The organism is Chthoniobacterales bacterium (assembly GCA_039930045.1).
Lineage (GTDB): Bacteria > Verrucomicrobiota > Verrucomicrobiia > Chthoniobacterales > DASVRZ01 > DASVRZ01.
In genome coordinates this window covers 353,274-370,924 of sequence record JBDSQB010000016.1, presented here as the reverse complement: position 1 = coordinate 370,924, position 17,651 = coordinate 353,274, and the positions used below count along the sequence as shown (strand labels likewise).

At 58.6% G+C, this 17,651-nt stretch carries 12 protein-coding genes; 5 read left to right on the top strand and 7 right to left on the bottom strand.

The window, feature by feature from the left end:
- Window positions 1-93: 93 nt before the first annotated feature.
- On the top strand, window positions 94-3,333 hold the full coding sequence (locus tag ABIT76_13130; protein ID MEO7934091.1) for a M12 family metallopeptidase: 3,240 nt from the start codon (window positions 94-96) through the stop codon (window positions 3,331-3,333).
- A 5-nt stretch (window positions 3,334-3,338) separates the two neighbouring features.
- Here the strand turns inward: ABIT76_13130 and ABIT76_13125 are convergent, their stop codons facing one another.
- On the bottom strand, window positions 3,339-5,276 hold the full coding sequence (locus tag ABIT76_13125) for a PHP domain-containing protein (GenBank protein ID MEO7934090.1): 1,938 nt from the start codon (window positions 5,274-5,276) through the stop codon (window positions 3,339-3,341).
- 199 nt (window positions 5,277-5,475) lie between these two features.
- Between ABIT76_13125 and ABIT76_13120 the strand changes: the two genes are divergently transcribed.
- Entirely contained in the window at window positions 5,476-6,462 is a 987-nt protein-coding gene (locus ABIT76_13120) for an N-acetylmuramoyl-L-alanine amidase (GenBank protein ID MEO7934089.1), read from the top strand.
- 1 nt (window position 6,463) lies between these two features.
- Window positions 6,464-7,342, top strand: a complete 879-nt coding sequence (locus ABIT76_13115) for a TIGR01777 family oxidoreductase (GenBank protein ID MEO7934088.1) — start codon at window positions 6,464-6,466, stop codon at window positions 7,340-7,342.
- On the opposite strand, the gene argF is transcribed toward ABIT76_13115, so the two are convergent.
- Genes argF through ABIT76_13100 form a run of 3 tightly spaced genes read right to left on the bottom strand, consistent with a single transcriptional unit; the run spans window position 7,339 to window position 11,360 of the window.
- Window positions 7,339-8,247 carry an ornithine carbamoyltransferase gene (gene argF, locus ABIT76_13110; GenBank protein MEO7934087.1) on the bottom strand — a complete coding sequence of 303 codons (909 nt, stop codon included), beginning with the start codon at window positions 8,245-8,247 and terminating at the stop codon, window positions 7,339-7,341. The genes ABIT76_13115 and argF overlap by 4 nt on opposite strands.
- On the bottom strand, window positions 8,244-9,539 hold the full coding sequence (locus ABIT76_13105) for an acetylornithine/succinylornithine family transaminase (protein MEO7934086.1): 1,296 nt from the start codon (window positions 9,537-9,539) through the stop codon (window positions 8,244-8,246). The genes argF and ABIT76_13105 overlap by 4 nt, the downstream gene beginning before the upstream one ends.
- 36 nt (window positions 9,540-9,575) lie before the next feature.
- Window positions 9,576-11,360, bottom strand: coding sequence for a tetratricopeptide repeat protein (locus ABIT76_13100; protein ID MEO7934085.1), 1,785 nt, complete (start codon window positions 11,358-11,360; stop codon window positions 9,576-9,578).
- Window positions 11,361-11,608: 248 nt separating this feature from the next.
- Here ABIT76_13100 and ABIT76_13095 point away from each other — a divergent pair, with 248 nt between their 5' ends.
- Complete coding sequence (locus ABIT76_13095) at window positions 11,609-12,553, top strand: SAM-dependent methyltransferase (protein ID MEO7934084.1); 945 nt, start codon at window positions 11,609-11,611, stop codon at window positions 12,551-12,553.
- Between the two features lie 68 nt (window positions 12,554-12,621).
- Window positions 12,622-13,707, top strand: a complete 1,086-nt coding sequence (locus ABIT76_13090; GenBank protein MEO7934083.1) for a glycosyltransferase family 4 protein — start codon at window positions 12,622-12,624, stop codon at window positions 13,705-13,707.
- A 5-nt stretch (window positions 13,708-13,712) separates the two neighbouring features.
- Here the strand turns inward: ABIT76_13090 and ABIT76_13085 are convergent, their stop codons facing one another.
- From ABIT76_13085 to ABIT76_13075, 3 genes are all read right to left on the bottom strand, one after another.
- On the bottom strand, window positions 13,713-14,687 hold the full coding sequence (locus ABIT76_13085) for a deoxyhypusine synthase family protein (GenBank protein ID MEO7934082.1): 975 nt from the start codon (window positions 14,685-14,687) through the stop codon (window positions 13,713-13,715).
- A 62-nt stretch (window positions 14,688-14,749) separates the two neighbouring features.
- Entirely contained in the window at window positions 14,750-16,786 is a 2,037-nt protein-coding gene (locus tag ABIT76_13080; GenBank protein ID MEO7934081.1) for a DUF3488 and transglutaminase-like domain-containing protein, read from the bottom strand.
- A complete protein-coding gene (locus tag ABIT76_13075; GenBank protein MEO7934080.1) occupies window positions 16,783-17,637 on the bottom strand; it encodes a DUF58 domain-containing protein in 855 nt (284 codons plus the stop codon). The genes ABIT76_13080 and ABIT76_13075 overlap by 4 nt, the downstream gene beginning before the upstream one ends.
- Window positions 17,638-17,651: the final 14 nt, after the last annotated feature.

Sequence of the window (17,651 nt, the reverse complement as noted above, 5' to 3'; positions counted from 1 at the left end):
AACTGTGCGTCCGGGCAATCTTCGCCGCTTGTGTTTTGGGCAGGATCTGGCTAGAAAAATCTTCTGCCCATCTGCGAAAGGATTCTCATGCTCGTGTCCATTCCACTTATCCGCGTTATTCTGCAAAGGATCGTCGTTTTATTGTTTCTGGTGCCTTTGGCCACCGGTTGGGCACAAATCAAAAGCAGCACTGCCTCGGCAAGCCTCGCTGCCTATAACCAAATCCTCCAGAAAACCACCAGCGACGACGACTTGGTGAGTCTGGGGGATATGCAAGTCCGGGCGGGGGTGATTAGAAATTGGCGTGATCATCTCGCTGGAACGTCCACTACCAGCAAGGGAGGCGTCTCCACTTTCAGTGCCACTCCCAGCAGCGCGGGTCCGAGTGGACTCGTCAAATGGCCCGGTGGGATTGTTTATTATGCGTTTGCCAGCGGCGTTACGGCTGCCCATCAACGCGCGTTTCGTGATGCCGCCGCCGAGTGGACCACTTTTGCGAATGTGCAATTTACCCCACGCACTACGCAGACAAATTACATGTGGGTCGAGAATGCCGCTATTTCAGGCGGACAATCCGCCGTGGGCATGGTGGGCCCGGCACAAACGTTTCTGATCGGGAGCTGGAATCGGGGAACGCTTCTCCACGAGATCGGTCACACCCTGGGGCTCATCCACGAGCATCAACGCTCCGACCGCGACACGTATGTGAACATCCTCACGTCGAATATCAATGGAGGTGCCAGCAACGGGAATTTCACCCTCATACCCAGCTCGCTGAATAATGGGCCGTATGATTTTTATTCGATCATGCATTACGCGCGGAATGCTTTTTCGATCAATCCCGCCACTCTCAACACCATCGAGCCGAAACCCGCCTACAGTGCGTATCTCGACATTTACGGTCAGCAATACGATCGCCCACTCAGCCCCGGTGACCGCGCCGGGATGGCGATCCTCTATGGCGCGGCTACGGCTTTGTCGCCCATCGTGACCAACACCCGGGACAGCGGCCCCGGCAGTCTGCGCGCGGCGCTTTATTATGGTTTCGATCATCCGGGGACGACGATCACTTTTAATATCCCGACCACCGACCCGGGGTACGCCGGCCATGTCTTTGCCATTCGTCCTTCTGCCCCGCTTTTCGCTCCCGGGGATAATACCACCATCGATGGCACCCTCGCGGGTGGAGACACCAATCCGTATGGCCCATCCATTGTCCTCACGGGCACTTATGCCCAGCCGCCGGATGTTTATGCGCCAGGTTTGAAGCTGGTGTCAGCCAACTGCACCATCCGCCACCTCGTCATCTATGGTTTTTCCCAGGAAGGCATCCTCATCACAGGCGCTGCTGCCCAGGCCAACAAAATCGTGGGTTGCTACATCGGCCTGAGCTGGAACGGCACCACTGCCGCGCCAAATGCCTTCGACGGCATCACCCTCAGCGGCGGAGCCATCAATAACAGCATTGGGGGCACCACTGCCGCAGATCGCAACGTGATCTCTGGCAACACAGCCTCCGGCATTTACATCACAGGTTCCGGCACCAGCGGCAACCGGGTTCTGGGCAATTACATTGGCACCAAATACAGCGGTGTCACCGCCCTCGCCAATCGATACGCTGGCATCACCATCGCTGCCGGAGCCAGTGGCAACACCGTCGGGGGCACCACCTCCACAGCCCGCAACGTCATTTGTGGCAACACACAGCAAGGCATCGTCATTGCCGATCCCGGCACCACGGGCAACATCGTCTCCGGCAACTTCATTGGCCTGAATAATACGGGACTCACATCTGTGCCCAACGGTTATGCCGGGGTGCAAATCTCCGACGGAGCCAGTGGCAACCTCATCGGCGGCACCACCTCTGCCAGCCGCAATGTCATTTCCGGCAACGCCAGTCAGGGAGTGAGCATCAGCGGAGTCGGCACCAACCAAAATACCATCGCCGCCAATTACATTGGCCTCAATTCCACTGGTTCCGCCGCCCGCGCCAACGCCTTCTCGGGAGTCGGCATCTATGGAGGCGCGCAAAACAACACGGTCGGCGGAACTGTTTCCGGCAGCCGTAATTACATCTCGGGAAATGCAGGCCAGGGCATCGCCATCGATGGAACAGGCAGTAGTGGCAATGTGGTTGCCGGCAATTACATCGGCCTCAGCCCTGCCGGCACCGTGGCCATCCCCAATAATGTCGGCATCGACATCTCTGGCGCCGCCACGGCCAACACCATTGGCGGCATCAGCGCCGCCTCCCGCAACTACATCTCTGGCAACAACTATCGCGGCATCGGCATCTACGGTGCGGGAACCAATGGCAACACGGTCTCCGCCAATTATATCGGACTCAACGGCCCCGGCACTGCCGCCAGCGCCAACGTCGGGCCGGGTGTCGCCCTCTTCGGCGGAACCCAGGGCAACCTCATTGGCGGCACTGTCTCCGGCGCGCGCAACTTTATCTCCGGCAACCAGCAGCAGGGCATCACCATTTCCGGCACCGGCACCAACTCGAACAGCATCACCTACAATTACATCGGACTTAACCCGGCCGGCACATCGGCCCTGCCCAATGGCTGGAGCGGCGTGGATATTTTCGGCGAAGCGCAGGCCAACGTCATCGGCAACATCGGCACTCCAAACATCATTTCCGGCAACGGCAACTACGGCGTCTCTCTCAGCGGCGCAGGCACCTCCAATAACTCCATTCTCAACAACACCATCGGCCTCAATGCCGGCTCCACCGCAGCCATTGGAAACATGTGGAGTGGCATCGCCCTCTTTTCCGGTGCCACGGGCAATCTCATTGGCGGCCTCAACTCCGGCCAGGGCAATCTGATCTCTGGAAACAACCTGCGCGGCATCGACCTTTTCGACGCCACCACGTTTGGCAACCGCATCCAGCGCAACGCCATCTACGGAAACGCGCAACTCGCCATCAACCTGGCCGCAGGCAGCGAGGATGGGTTTGGCGTCACCGCCAATGATATCGGCGACACCGATACCGGCCCCAATACTCTGCAAAATTTCCCGATTCTAACCTCTGTTTTGGTTAGCTCGACACGGACCACACTCACCGGAACTCTCAACAGCCAGCCCAATCAATCCTATCGCATCGAATTTTTCCACGGGCCTGCGGGCGATGCCTCCCAGCATGGCGGATGCCGCTACTTTCTGGGCTACACAAATGTGGCCACGAATGGCTCAGGCAATGGTTCTTTTAGCGTTTATTTCACGTCGCCCATTCCGATTGGCAACAGCGTTTCGGCCACTGCGACCAGCTCTTCAAACAACACTTCGGAGTTTGCCGGCAACATTGTCGCGACCGGAGCGCCATAGGATTTTTACCCGGCCATTTGCAGCGGGATCAGAGGCGTCGTCTCGATCTCTTCCAACTGGCTGTGGCTGAAGCCGATCTTGGCGTCGCGGTAGAGGGTGATGAAAACGTCGCGGTTGATGCGGATGCATTCTTTGATGGCTTCGGGGCTTTTTTCGCAGAAGAGGGCGGTCTTCCAGGAGAAAAGATGTTTCGGTTTGTGGAAGTCGCTGTTGGCGATAAAGGGCAGGCGCTTCAGGCCGACGGGGTTGAAGATGTCGTCGCGGTTGGCCACTTCCCAGGCGTCGAGGAGCGGGGCGTAGGTGTCGATGTTTTCCCAGAAGTAAAGGGTGTCCTTGCCCCAGGCGGATTTGAATTCGTGCGGGTGGGAGGCGACGGCGAGCGCACCCTGCCGGTGGATCTCGGCGATGGTGTCGATGATGCTGAGGCTGGGGTCGATGGGTTGCTGGAGGTCGATGGCGAGGAGGTGGGCGGAGGTTTTTTTGGTGAGCCCATCTTTATTAAACTCGAGCCCGGCCATGAGGATCATGCGGTATTTTTCCCAGGCGCGCTTCTTTTCGCGCTCGATGGTTTCAAAGTATTCGGAGACTTGATCGGGGGTGAGGACCATGCCAGTGAGGTTGGTGAGTTTGCCCAATAAACGCTGGTGGTCGCAGATGTGGTCGGTGATGCAGAGGGCGTCGAAGGCGTGCTGTCCGTAGAGATCGACAAGGTCGCGGATGCTGAGTTTGCCGTCGGAGAAATGGCTGTGGGTGTGCAGGTCGCACATCAGGAGGTTGCGCGAGCTGGAGGCGGGTGGAACGTGGCGGTCGAAGCTCGCGATCTTGCGCGGGGGCGTGTTGTCGGGGACACCGAGTTCGAGGACAAAGCGGGCGATGTCGAGGGAGGCTTCGGGACGGCTGAGACGGGTGATGTTGGTCTGCCATTGCTGGTAAAGCGCGCCGCGATCCTCGAGGGCAATATCGATGGCGCTGACGATGGCGTCGGCGTTGGTGGCGAGGGTGCCGCAGTGGTTTTCGACGATGAGCCGGGCGTTGCCTTCCTCCTGCCCAGGGACGACCTGGGTAATGATCATGGGGGTGCAACTGGCGATGGATTCCTGCACGGTGGCTCCCCCGGCTTTGCTGATGAGGACGTGGTGGGAGAGGAGGAGTTCGGGGATTTTCGTGGTCCAGCCGTGGAGTTCCACGGGGTTGGCGGCACCGGAGACGGCGTCTTCGATTTCCTTCCGCAGGGTGAGGTCGCGTCCGACGGTGACGGTGAGTTGCACGTCTTTGCGGGCGGCGAGTTTGCGGGCGACTTCGGGAGCTTCCTTTTTGCCGGAGTTGATCATGAAGAGGACTTTCAGGACGTTCTCCATGGGGCCGCGCTGGCTGGTGAGCGAGGCAAATTGATGGGTGACGGGGAAGCCGAAGACGCGGATTTTTTCGTCCTCGATGCCGGCCTGCCGGAGGACACGGGCGCTGTCGTCGTTGGCGACGAGGAGGTAATCGCTGTGGCAACGATACCAGACGGAGTTGATCGTGAGGGAGTCGGTGATGACGGTGACTTGGGAGAAATGCCGAGGGCGTCCGTCGCTATAGATATCGTCGATGAGATAATTATAGATCGGATAGGTGCAGAGGATGACGTCCGGTTCGGTGCTCTGGAGGAGTTCGGCCAACGCTTTTTTCATGCGACCGAGAGCCACCATGTTGCTCTGGACCATGCGGGTGTTGTCGATCAGCTCGTAGATTTTGCCCCAGACTTTGGGGGCTTTGTTGATGGCGGTGAGGTAGGCTTTTTTGACGAACTCGTTGAGTTTGCCGTAACAGGTTTCAAAGAGATCGAGGACTTCGACCTGGACTTCGTCGGCGGCGATAAACTCGAGCGCGTCGCGGATGTTGCGGGCGGCGGTGTTGTGGCCTTCGCCATAACCTGCGGTGAAAATGAGGATTTTCTTCATAGGAAATGAGAGCTGTGGGGGAGCGGGAAATCGTTCGTTTGTGAACAAGCTGTGAATAACTTAGGCGACGGCTTTTGGGAAGATTTTTCCGGCGTCGTCACCGGATCGTAACCTTTCTCACGAAACCGAGACGGGAGTAAAAGTGGATTTTTCCAAGCGTGCCTTGCCTCACTTCGACAATTCTTTTACTCTCCGCTCCGTGCTCCGCCATTTGTCCCTCGTTCTCGCGTTTCTCCTGCTGGGCGGATCGTTTTCGCAGAGTCAGATCTCGGACGACACGCGGAAAAAGCGCGAGATGTTTCTAAAGGCCCGCGAGCAAATGCACACGCTGCCGCCCGAGCCGACTGCGACTCCGAAACCCCGATCCTCCCCTCGCCCCAAACCCACTCCGGTGGAAACACCGGAGGAGACACCCACGCCGCGCCGCACTCCCCGCGAGACGCCGCGTGAAACTCCCGAGGAAACGCCGCGTCCGACTCCCCGTCCGACCGCTGAGGAGACGCCCGAGCGCACGCCGCGCGCCACGCCTTCTCCGACGCCCGCGCCCACGCCATTTCCCAAGCCCACCGCGAAGCCATTTTTCCAAAGCACTGCCACTCCGCAGGCTCCGATCACCATCCGGCGCTCGGGCAACGAAGAAGTGGAAGTCGTTCCGCCCCCGCGCAGTTGGTGGGGTGGGCCGAAGTATCGCTACATCGTCGGCAATGTGAAACGCGGCATCGACGGTGCCCCAGTCAAACGCGGCCGCTGGAAATATATCGTCGTCCATAACAGTGGAACTCGGCAGGGCAACGCGAAGATTTTCGATTACTACCATCGGCACACGCGCAAAATGCCGAACGGCATGGCCTACCATTTCGTCATCGGTAACGGCACCTCGACCGGTGATGGTCAGATCGAACTCGGCAGCCGCTGGGTGAAGCAGATCAACGGCGGCCACGTGCACAGCGATTACCTGAATTATATCTCACTCGGCATCTGCCTGGTTGGCGATTTCAACCGCGACAAACCGACTCAGAAACAACTCGAGGCGCTGGACGAACTCATTCGTTATCTGCGCAGCCGTTGCGGCAAGGTCGAGGGAAAATATTCCATCGTTCGCGCTCACAAGGAGATCAATCCCGTGCCCACCGATTGCCCTGGCGATCGTTTCCCGGTGGCCTGGCTGCACCGGCGGTTTGATTAAAATGAAAGTCGGGATCACCGGCGTGACGGGTCTCATCGGGAGCGCGCTCGCCGCACTCTGCCAGCAACGCGGACACCAAATCACGGGCTTCTCGAGAAAAGCGCATTCCAAGCTGCCAGGCTGCAACGATGTGCGTCTGTTTTCACTGGAAAAGCCGGTAGATGTCAGCGGACTCAATGCGATCATTCATCTCGCCGGCGAACCGGTCATCGGCCTGTGGACTTCGCAAAAACGCCGCCTCATCGTGGCCAGCCGCCGTGAGAGCACGCGGCACTTGGTGCAAAGCATGGCGAGCCAGGGGCCAAAGATTTTGCTCTGCGCGTCCGGCACCGGGTTCTACGGAAATCGCGGCGCGGAAAAACTCGATGAAACCGCTGGTCCCGGCTCCGGGTTTCTCGCCGAGGTGTCTGAAGTCTGGGAGGCAGAAGCCAAGTCGGCTGAGGAACACGGCATCCGCAGTTGCCAGCTACGGACCGGCATGGTGCTGGCGAAAAGCGGTGGCGCGTTCCCGCTTTTGCGCCGGATATTTTCCCTTGGTCTCGGAGGTAAAATGGGCCACGGCCAGCAATACCTGCCGTGGATTCATCTCGCCGACATCGCCGCGCTTTACCTGCACGCGTTGGAAAACGAAACACTCGCCGGTCCCATTAACGCCGTGGCTCCAGAGGAATGCACCAACCTCGCCTTCACCCACGCGCTCGGCTCGGCGCTGCATCGCCCGACTGTGTTTGCCGTTCCCGAATTTCTGATTCGCGCGGCTCTCGGCGATCTCTCCAGCATTGTTCTGGAAAGTCAGCGGGCGCTGCCAAAAAAAGCAATCGAAAGCGGCTTTTCCTTCAGCTACCCGACGCTGAAATCTGCCTTCGACGATTTGGTCTAACTCGCCTTGCGGCAGACTTGCATGAGCACGGCCTTTTGCGCGTGCAGCCGGTTTTCGGCCTCATCAAAAATCGTCTGCGCGTGAGCTTCGAGCACGTCCTCGGTGATTTCCTTGCCGCGATAGGCCGGCAGACAATGCATCACCAGCGCGCCGCTTTTCGCCTCGGCGACCAGCGCGGAATTGATCTGATACCCCGCCAGTTCCTTCAGTCGGACGGCGCTTTCCGCCTCCTGCCCCATGCTCACAAAAACATCGGTGTAGAGGACATCGGCGTTCTTCGCGGCGGCGAAAACGTCCTCGTTACAGGTGACGGTGCCGCTCTTCAGTTGAGTGAGATACGCATCAGATGGCTGGTATTTTTTGGGTGCGGCAATAACCAGTTCGAAGCCAATCCGCTCCGCCGCCCAGATCCAGGAACGCGCCATGTTGGAGTCGCCGTCGCCGACGTAACAGACTTTCGTTCCGTCGATGCGCCCGAGTTTTTCCTGCATCGTGAGCAGGTCCGCGAGCACCTGGCAGGGATGCTCTTCATCGGTCAGCGCATTGATCGTCGGCAGTCCGCTGAAGTTAGCAAAATCCACCACATCGGCCTGCGCGAACGTGCGGATGACTGCCCCATGCAACATACGCCCGAGGACACGCGCGGTGTCCTTGATCGGCTCGCCACGCCCGAGTTGAATATCATTCGCGGAGAGAAACAGCACGTCACCGCCGAGTTCGCGAATGCCCACTTCGAAGCTAACTCGCGTCCGAGTAGAAGATTTATTGAAGATCATGCCCCAGCATTCGTGCCGCAGCGGATGCGAGGCGTGGTGCCCGCGCTCCGCCTTCATCACGGCTCCGAGGGCGACCAGTTCGCGAATCTGCGCCGCCTCCAACTCGCGCATGGAGAGGAGATTTTTCATACGCTGGCGAGATTGGAATCCAACTCGGCCAGCGCGGCGGCGAGTTGTCCGACGGCTTGATCAATGTCCGCCTCGGTGACGTTGAGCGGAGGCAGCCAGCGCACCACGTTGGCTCCCGCCGGAATGGCGAGTTGATGCTGTTCGTGGAGCAATTGGACGAGAATTTGCGAGGAGGTTTTGGTCGGCTGTTGCAGTTTTTGCGGAAGCGCTGAGTCGAGTTCGATGCCAATCATCAGACCGGCCCCGCGCACTTCGCGGATGTGCGGCGACTGTAAACCGCGAATTTTTTGCAACGCGTAGGCACCGCGCCTCGTGGCGTTTTCCAAGAGGTTTTCCTCCTCGATCACATCCAGAACAGCGTGGGCTGCCGCGCAGGCCAGCGGCGTGCCGCCAAAAGTCGTGCCGTGCGTGCCGGGGCCAAAAAGATCGGACAAACGAGAAGTTGTGCCGTCGGCGAGTTCGACTGGTTTACTCCGCACCCAAAACGCGCCCATTGGAAAACCGCCGGCGATGCCTTTGGCCCAACTGATCGCGTCGGGCACAAGGTCGTCGCCAGTAAGAGTTTTCCAGCCGCACCAGTCGCCGGTGCGTCCGAGACCGCATTGGACTTCGTCGAACATGAGGAGCAGATCGTGCTCGTCGCAGAGGCTGCGCAGGGTTCGGAGAAACTCCGCGTTTGCCGAGTTAATGCCGCCTTCGCCTTGTATGGGTTCGACCAAAATGCCGATGGTTTTGTCGTTGATCGCTGCGAGCAAAGCCGGAACGTCGTTGAAGGGAACGTGACGAAAACCGGGCAGCAACGGGTCGAACCCGACCTTCACTTTTTGTTGCGCCGTGGCGGAAATGCCGCCCATGGTGCGTCCGTGGAAGGAGCCCTCGAAAGTGATGATTTCATGGCGCGTGCCACCGGTGACGGAGCCGTATTTGCGCCCGAGTTTGTAGAGTCCCTCATTGGCTTCGCCGCCGCTGTTGCAGAAGAAAATTTTGCCCGGAGTTCCAATGCATTCAGCGAGACGCTGGGCCAGTTTCCCTTGCGGCGCGGTGTAATACAGGTTCGAGGTGTGAATCAGTTTGGCCGCCTGATCCGCAATGGCCTGGACCAGTCGCGGGTGCGAATGACCGATGGAACAGACCGCGATGCCGGCTCCGAAATCGAGATACTCCGTGCCATTTTCATCCCAGACATGGCAGCCCGTGCCGCGCTCGATAACGATGGGAAAACGCCCATACGTCGGCAGCACAAATTGCTCGTAAAGCTCTGTGACAGAGCTGGATGTCGTGGGTTCGACCATGGCAATCGACCGGGCGGCCAAGTGGAAACGAAGAACCTAGACGTTCTTCGAATCGTCCTCTTTCGGGGCAGATTCGGGTACCAGTCGAATGACAGTGGTCGGAGCGGGTTCCAAACCAGCATCTTCAAACTCTGGGATCGTGATCAGCGAGGCTGGACGCGGAGCCGGGGCTTTCGGAGCGGGCTTGGCTGCGACTTTGGCGGTAGCCTTGGCAGGTTTGGCTTTTGTCTTGGAAGCGGGTTTGGAAGCAGGCTTGGCCTCGGCTGGTGCGGATTCCTTGGTGGGATCGGCGCGCAACACTTCAATGTTGGAAACCATCAGCTTGGCTGGCGGCACTTCCGGCGGCGGAACGTCAATGGTTGAAACTGGAACGAGGCGAACGCGCTTGCCGCCCGTGGATTTCGTGGTTGCCTTGGCGGGCTTGGTCGGAGCTTTGGCGGCAGGTGCTGGCTTTACCTCTGGCTTGGCGGCTTTGGTGGATCGGGCAGCAGGTGCGGCTGCAGCGGAAGTGGTTTTCACAGCAGCCTTGGCAGGCGTCTTCTTGAGCGAGACCGGCTCCTTGGTTTCGGCGTTGAGAACCGATTTCGGAGAAGGTTTCCCGCCCGACGAAGTTTTCCCAGTGGAGGTTTTGCGGCCCTTGCGCGTCGGAGCGTCGGCGGCTGCCTCGGGGTATTCGCGATGAATCGGTGAAACTCGAATGGCCGCCGGAGGGACTCCCCCATTTTCATCCTGCTCAATGACGACTCCCGTGCCCTCGGGGCTGAAGGCGATGGCATTTGTGGCGTCGGGACTGCCGCTGGCGGCAATGGCGTCGTAGCCGATGTTGTCCTCAGGCGGAGGAACGATGCGGCTCTTTTTGGCGAGATTGATGAGAAGAATCGAGGTCACGCCCAGCAGGGCGAGGACGGCGATGATCTTGGCTATGAAACCACTGTCGGATTTCTTGGTTTCGCTCGCAACGGCAGGCTCCGGAATGGAGGCCACCGGAGTCGCTGCCGACGTGGCAGAAGGTTGTGGAGTGGCACTCGGCTCGACCACCGCGATGGGAGTCGCATTGTTGGTCGCCAGCGGAACCACTGCTGCAGCCGGGGTCGGCGAAGTCATGGCGACTTCCATTGGAGTGACGCTTGGTGCGGGATTGGCCGTGAGCGATGTGGCGGCGACTCCTTCTGAAGGCTCGAGCCAGCCGACATCAACGAGAGCCTGGCTATAGCTGTTGCGGAGGTCCTGCGAATAGAGACCGTCGGTGGAGTTCACCCAAGTCTTCGCTTTGGCGAGGTCCTTTTTCTTATAGCTCCAAGCGGCTTGGGCGAAATAATAAACCGGGTTTGGCGAGTTGATGTCGAAACTATCGAGGAGCAGTTTGGCCTTCTCATCGTCGCCTTGCAGCAGATAGGTCAGATACACTTTGTAGAGAATCAGATCCTGCTTTTGCAGACGGTCTGCCTCGGGCATGGAGGCCAGGGCTTGCTCGAGAAAAGTGCGGGCCGGCTTGTATTGCTCACGCAGAAAATTCACCTCGGCCAGGTTATACTTCGGCACCCAGTCTTTCGGGTTGATCTTGAGCGCGTCGCTGTAGGCATTGGCGGCGTTGTCCAACTCGCCGAGCCGCTTGTAGATCGCGCCGCGCAGGTTGAGAATGTCGGCTTTTTTCTGATCGACCGGATTGATTTTATCCAGCGAGGCTGAGGCGGCGGTATAATCGCGTTTGACGAAATTTTCGTAAGCCTCCTGATATAACTGCTCGCTGGTCTGCTTGTCCTGAGCGAACGCAAGCTGCGAAACAAGTAAAAGGCTGGTGAGCAAGGCGCGGAATTTCATAAGCGGGAATCTATATAAGAACGGCAGCAGCAGAGAAGAAGAATGTTATTTGTGAGTCAAAATTCCCATCTGCAAAGTGCGGATGTACAGTCTTCTCTTAAAAAAGCGAATACAATTACCTCGCCGCCCGCATTTTTTAGCCACAATTGATAATGTCTGTCGATTTCAAACCTTCCTCCACGCGATCCGAGGCGATATTGCGGGCGCTAATCGCGAGGCATGACGGCTGGCTTTCGTTCGAAAAATTCATGGCTGCTGCGCTCTACGATCCGGAGTTTGGTTACTATGCCACCCAGATCCGGGACGTGGGCCGCACGGGAGATTTCACCACATCCGCGCAGGGAAATTCACCGCTTGGGCAAGCCATCGCTCGCTGGGCGAAAGACCAGAAAAAGCGCTTCCGATTCGACTTCCACTGGCATCTCGTCGAGGTCGGCGGCGGCACGGGAGAGATGGCTGCGACCATCCTGCAAAGCTTGGGGATTTTCGGGCGGCTGGGATTGACGTATCACCTCGTGGAAATTTCCCAACCGTTGCGTCAGCGCCAGAAGGAAAAACTTCGCGGCCGCAATGTGCGCTGGCACGATTCCATCGCAGACGCGCTTCAGGCTGCTGAAGGAATGGCCCTGATTTTTTCCAATGAACTCGTCGATGCGTATCCCTGCCGGAGATTGCGCCGGGTGGGATCGGAATGGCACGAGATTGGACTCAAACTCGAATGTGGTCAGATTCAGGAATCTTGCAGGCCGCTGCTGGAGTGCGTTGCTGCGCTCCCGGAAAATCAGATCATCGAAGTGCACGCAGCTTATCGCGAGGAACTCCTGAAAACAGCTCCGCTGCTCACCCGTGGCGCTTGGCTGACGATTGATTATGGCGACATTTTTCCCGCGCTTTACCACCGTCAGCCGCAGGGAACGGTCCGGGGATATTTTCATCATCAGCGCGTCGAAGGAGCCGAAATCTATACGCGCATCGGCCAGCAGGATCTCACTGCCGATGTTAATTTCACCGACTTGCAAAATTGGGGGGCCGAAGCCGGGCTCGCCAACGATCTCCTCGAAACCCAACGCGAATTTATCACCCGCCACCTCGGCCATCTCACACCCGAGACGACCGGCGAGGCCCGCGTGCTCGATCCCATTGGAGCAGGCAGCGCCTTCAAAGTTTTGCAACAAAGCCGCAGCACTGCCTGACACCTCTCCGAATGGTTCACTTCTTGCTTTAGTTAATGCACTGACATGGTTGTATCGTCGTTCCCCGCATGAAATCAGAACCCCGAATGCGCATCGCCATTGTCTCGTCACTCGACTGGCGCACCCCACCCCGGCATTCCGGCATTCGCGAATTGATCGCCGCCAGTCTGGCCGACGGCCTCGTGGCTCGCGGGCTGGACGTGACGCTTTTCGCCACGGCAGATTCCACGAGCACGGCGAAGCTGCGGGCGATCTGTCCGCGACCGCTGCGCGAGGACAGCGCGCTCGATCCCGGAGTCTGGAATTTGCTGCACACGGCCGAGGTTTTTGCCCGGGCGCACGAGTTTGATGTGATCCATTGCCACACCGACGTTTCGGCGCTGGCTTACACGGAAATGGTGGACACGCCGGTCGTCCTCACGCTGCACGAAACGCCCACCTCGCGGCAGTTGCCGATCTTCCATCGCTTCGCGCGCAACTCGAGTTACATCGCTATCAGCGAGGCCAGCAAACTTCCCGGACTGCCTTACACGACCACCATTTTACCCGGAGTCCCATTGGAGGAATACCGGCTGAACAACAGCCCCGGCGATTACCTTTTATTCGTCGGCACCATCGCGCCGAATCGCGGCCTGGAGAGAATCATCGAGGCTGCCGACAAAATGAACGTCCCGCTAGTCGTCGGTGGTCCGATCGAGGACGCGCCTTATTTCGAGAAAGTGATCCATCCCCTCGCCTCCGATCATCGCCTGATTTATCTTGGCCCGATCAGCCGCGAACGGCGCAACGAGATTTTTGGCCGCGCCCTGGCACTGGTGCATCTCAGTGAAAAGCCGCAGCCGTTCCGGCTCTCGATGGTCGAGGCGATGGCTTGCGGAACGCCGGTCATCGCATTGCGCTCCGGCTCGAATCTGGAAATCGTCCAGCATCGGAAAACCGGGTATCTCGTCACTGGGTACGAAAGTCTCATTGAAGCCATCGGCCAAGTCCGCACGATCGACCGGCGTCAGGTGCGCCAGCGCGTGATCGACCATTTCAGCCAGAACGGAATGGTCACGCAATACCTGCGCATCTACGAAACCGCCATCAAGCGCGCCCGCGAAAAAGTCCTCCAGGAAGAGTCGGCACTGCGCGGGCAGAAGATGGTTTACTGAGTTTTTTACCAGCCGAGCAGGTAGGCAAAAATCAGCGGGGCCACAATAGTCGCATCGCTTTCGATGATGAATTTCGGCGTGTCCTGAGCCAGTTTTCCCCAAGTGATTTTCTCATTCGGCACCGCGCCGGAATAGCTGCCGTAGCTGGTGGTGGAATCGCTGATCTGGCAAAAATAGCCCCAGAGTGGAACGGAAGTCCGCTCTAAATCCTGGTGCAACATCGGCACCACGCAGATCGGGAAATCGCCCGCAATGCCGCCGCCGATCTGGAACATTCCGAGCGTGGTGTCCTTGGTGATTTGCGTGTAAAACTCAGCGAGCCAGGTCATGAATTCGATACCGGTCCGGACGGTATGGACATTTTTCACGTCGCCGCGAATCACCGCCGCCGCGTACATATTTCCCAAAGTCGAATCTTCCCAGCCGGGCGTGACGATGGGCAAATTTTTCTCCGCAGCCGCCAGCATCCAGGAATTTTTTGGATCGATCTGATAGTGCTCCTCGTATTTTCCACTGCGCAAAACCTGATAAAAAAACTCGTGCGGAAAATAGCGTTCACCCTTCGCGTCGGCGGCCATCCAGACTTCGAGCATGGCGGTTTCCATGCGGCGCATCGCCTCCATTTCGGGAATGCAAGTATCGGTGACGCGGTTCATGTGACGCTCCAGAAGTGCCTGCTCGTCGGCGGGCGTGAGTTCGCGATAATTGGGCACGCGCTCGTAGAAATCGTGCGCCACGAGGTTGAAAATGTCCTCTTCCAGATTTGCGCCAGTGCAGGTAATGAGATGGACTTTGTCCTGGCGAATCATCTCCGCAAGCGAGAGGCCGAGTTCGGCTGTGCTCATCGCGCCGCCGAGGGTGATCATCATTTTCCCACCGCCGGCGAGATGCGCCTCGTAACCTTGCGCGGCGTCTTTCAGCGAGGCGGCGTTGAAGTGGCGGTAGTGGTGGTCGATGAAAGCGCGGACGGGTGATGACATAAGAGCGGTAATGATGTGTCCAAAACCGCCGGGCGCAAGTCCGGTTTCCGAAGAAATTCGAGTCAGACTCGAATGGGTGTTTTCGTGCGGCGCAGGGTGCGGCGGAGTTCTTTGAGGAGAAGCTGAATCTGACGTTCCTGCGGGCGCGAGTCGGCGCTGCCATAGCGCAAGCCGATGAAAAGATCGAAGACGGCGGCCAGTTTTTCGGAGTGCTCGGGGAAGTGATTCCGCACTCGATCGGCGAAGTCGAGCGGACCTTCATTGGGATGACGAGCCAGCCCATGACGAGCCAGCCCATGACGAGCCAGCAATCGGCAAAATTCACGATACAAGATGAGCGAGCGATCCGGTTTTTCCGGCTTTTGCCGCACGAGAAACCAGACCACCCCGAGGACGGCCAACATGCCGCCGAGTAGGATGCTAATCAGCCGCCACGAGAAGAGGCTGCGAATGCCGAGGACTTTGTAGAAGTCGCGCTGCGATTCCTGGTCGTAGCTCACGACGTGTAGATTCCATTGGAAGTTGACTGTGTCCCAGCCGAGACGTGCGCCGCGCAGGAGGCTTTGCACGAGATTGCTGCTGTTGCGACCGGTGCCGGTTTCATTTCCGCTGGCGGTTTCCACGGGGAAACGCGAGGCGAGCGGCGTGTCTGGATCGACCCGCAATGGATTGATCGAGTCCACCGGATCGATGCGCTGCCAGCCGTCGTTTTCCGACCAGATTTCGACCCAGGCGTGGGCGTCGGCCTGGCGAACAATGAGGTAATTGCTAAACGGATTGGGCTCGCCGCCGTGGTAGCCCGCAACCATTCGCGTGGGCACCCCGGCCATTCGCATCAAAGTCGCAAAGGCCGCCGCGTAGTGCTCGCAAAAACCGAGTTTCCGATCAAAGAGAAATTCATCCAAACCATCCGGCGAGTAAGTTCCCGGCAACAGTGTGTAGCGAAATTTTTCCTTGCGAAACAAGGCCAGCGCCAGACCGGCCAGTTCCTTCGGCTGCCGCGTTTTTTGCAGCCAGGAATTCACCATCTGCCGGCTGCGCGGGGCGATGTCCGGCGGCACTTGGGTGAGCGCTTCCTGGTCCTTGCCCGACATCGGCGTGTGATCATTCCCCAACTGCGAAATGACCCGGATATTCAGGCGGTCTTGCGTCGGCACATTCAGCGATAAAACATTTCCCGTGACCATCGAAACTGGCCCCGATCCAGCGAGCGGACGATCCAGGCTGTAAACCCAGAAGCCGCTGTGGGGTTCCATACTGATGCGCTGGGTGACGATGGGGCCGGTGAGCCGGGGCTTGGCCATGATGTTTTGCCGCTCGCGCTTGTCGGCGCGCCAGCTCAGGCCGTGGCAATCCGTGAAGACGGCCACGCGCCAGTAAAGCTCGTTGTAGGGCGGCATCACGCCATCGGGAAAATCGACGCGAAAGGCGACTTCATCATTCTGCGCCAGCTCGGCGAAACTGCCGGGGTTGATCTGCTCGGACATGCCAGACTGGGCGCCCTTCGGTTTGTTGATTTGCAGCAAACTCCCGCCTTTGATGCGCGGCAGAAACACGAAAAAGAGCACGACCAGCGGCAGCGTTTGCAGGACCAGCATCCCGGTGTAACGCAGGAGCGAACGCAGCCGAAATCCCTCCGCCGCACCTCCGGTGAATTGCACGATGGTCGCGGTGAGCACGATAAAAACGGCGCAGACATAGACGCAGACGAGCAGTGTCTGAGAGAAAAAGAGCGAGGTGAGCAGGATGAAAAACGCCAGAAAACCGAGGAGCATGAACTCGCGCTCGGTGCGCATTTCGAGGACTTTGAGCGCGATCAAAAACAGCAGCAGTCCCATGCCAGCCTCCAGTCCAATCAAAGTCCCGTTGAGCCCGTATAACATCAGAACTCCGATGACGCCGACGCCGCAACGCACCCAAAGTCCGGGGCATTTCAGACCTTTTCGTTCCAAGATAAAGCGCCAAACGAGACATCCTAGAAAGCTGAAAATGATCGCCGACTTAAGCTGAAACCAGAGCGGCAGCGCAGCCAGAAAGAGGCCCGTGAGCAGCCATTGCAATGACGAGAGCGGCAGGTGGTAAAATGATTTTGTCTTCATTTTACCGAAGGCACGGCGGCCAGCTCGCGCAGGCAGCGATGGTAGTGCGTGTTGCCCTGACCGGGCGCGATGCGAGTTCCATTCCACTGCAACCCGTAGCGCAAACCAGCCCGCTCACTTTGCATGATCCAGCGCGCCATTTGGGAAAGCTGCGACTCCAGATCGAGCGAGCGCAGGCTGTTGTTGCTCAGCCAGATTTCCTGCTGCGAAGTGGATTCAAATTGCTTGATCATCATCGGCTGGCCGCGCGCGACGGCTTTCCAATCGATGTGCCGCTGCGACTCGCCGACGAGGTAATTGCGGACGCCGGCGAAATCGTCGCCGCTGATTCGTTCGCCCTTTTTCTCAGGAGTGCCAACTCCGCCGCCGAGGGGAATTTCCCGCTCTCCAATGGGTTCGGGATACACATAGCAGGTGCAGGAAACTGGGTGCCGTGATCTTGCCCGAAAGACGGCCAGCGGAAAAATACTGGCGACTTCCAATTGATTCACCCGATGCACCCCGCGCTGTAGATTGGGAACGCTGATCGCGCCCTCGATTTCGGTTTCGAGTTTGCCAACGCTGGCGCTGCCACCAAGCGTCGTGGTGAGTTGCAGGCCAAACTTTAAGCGCTTCTTTTTGTTGGCGAGCTTGAAAGGCAGGAGCAGGACGGCGCCCGCGAAACCATGGGCCTCGCGATGGGTGGTGAGCTCGAGTTGCTGGACGTTCGCGCGGTTGTGCAGCCAAGACACGAGTAAGAGCGAAATCAGCGCATACGCCGGCAGATATGCCGGGCCGTTTCCCTGACTCACGGCCGCGTACCCGACGGCGATCAAGACCGCGAAGAGGCTCACCAAGTGACGCGTCGGCATGGCGGAAATCTCCG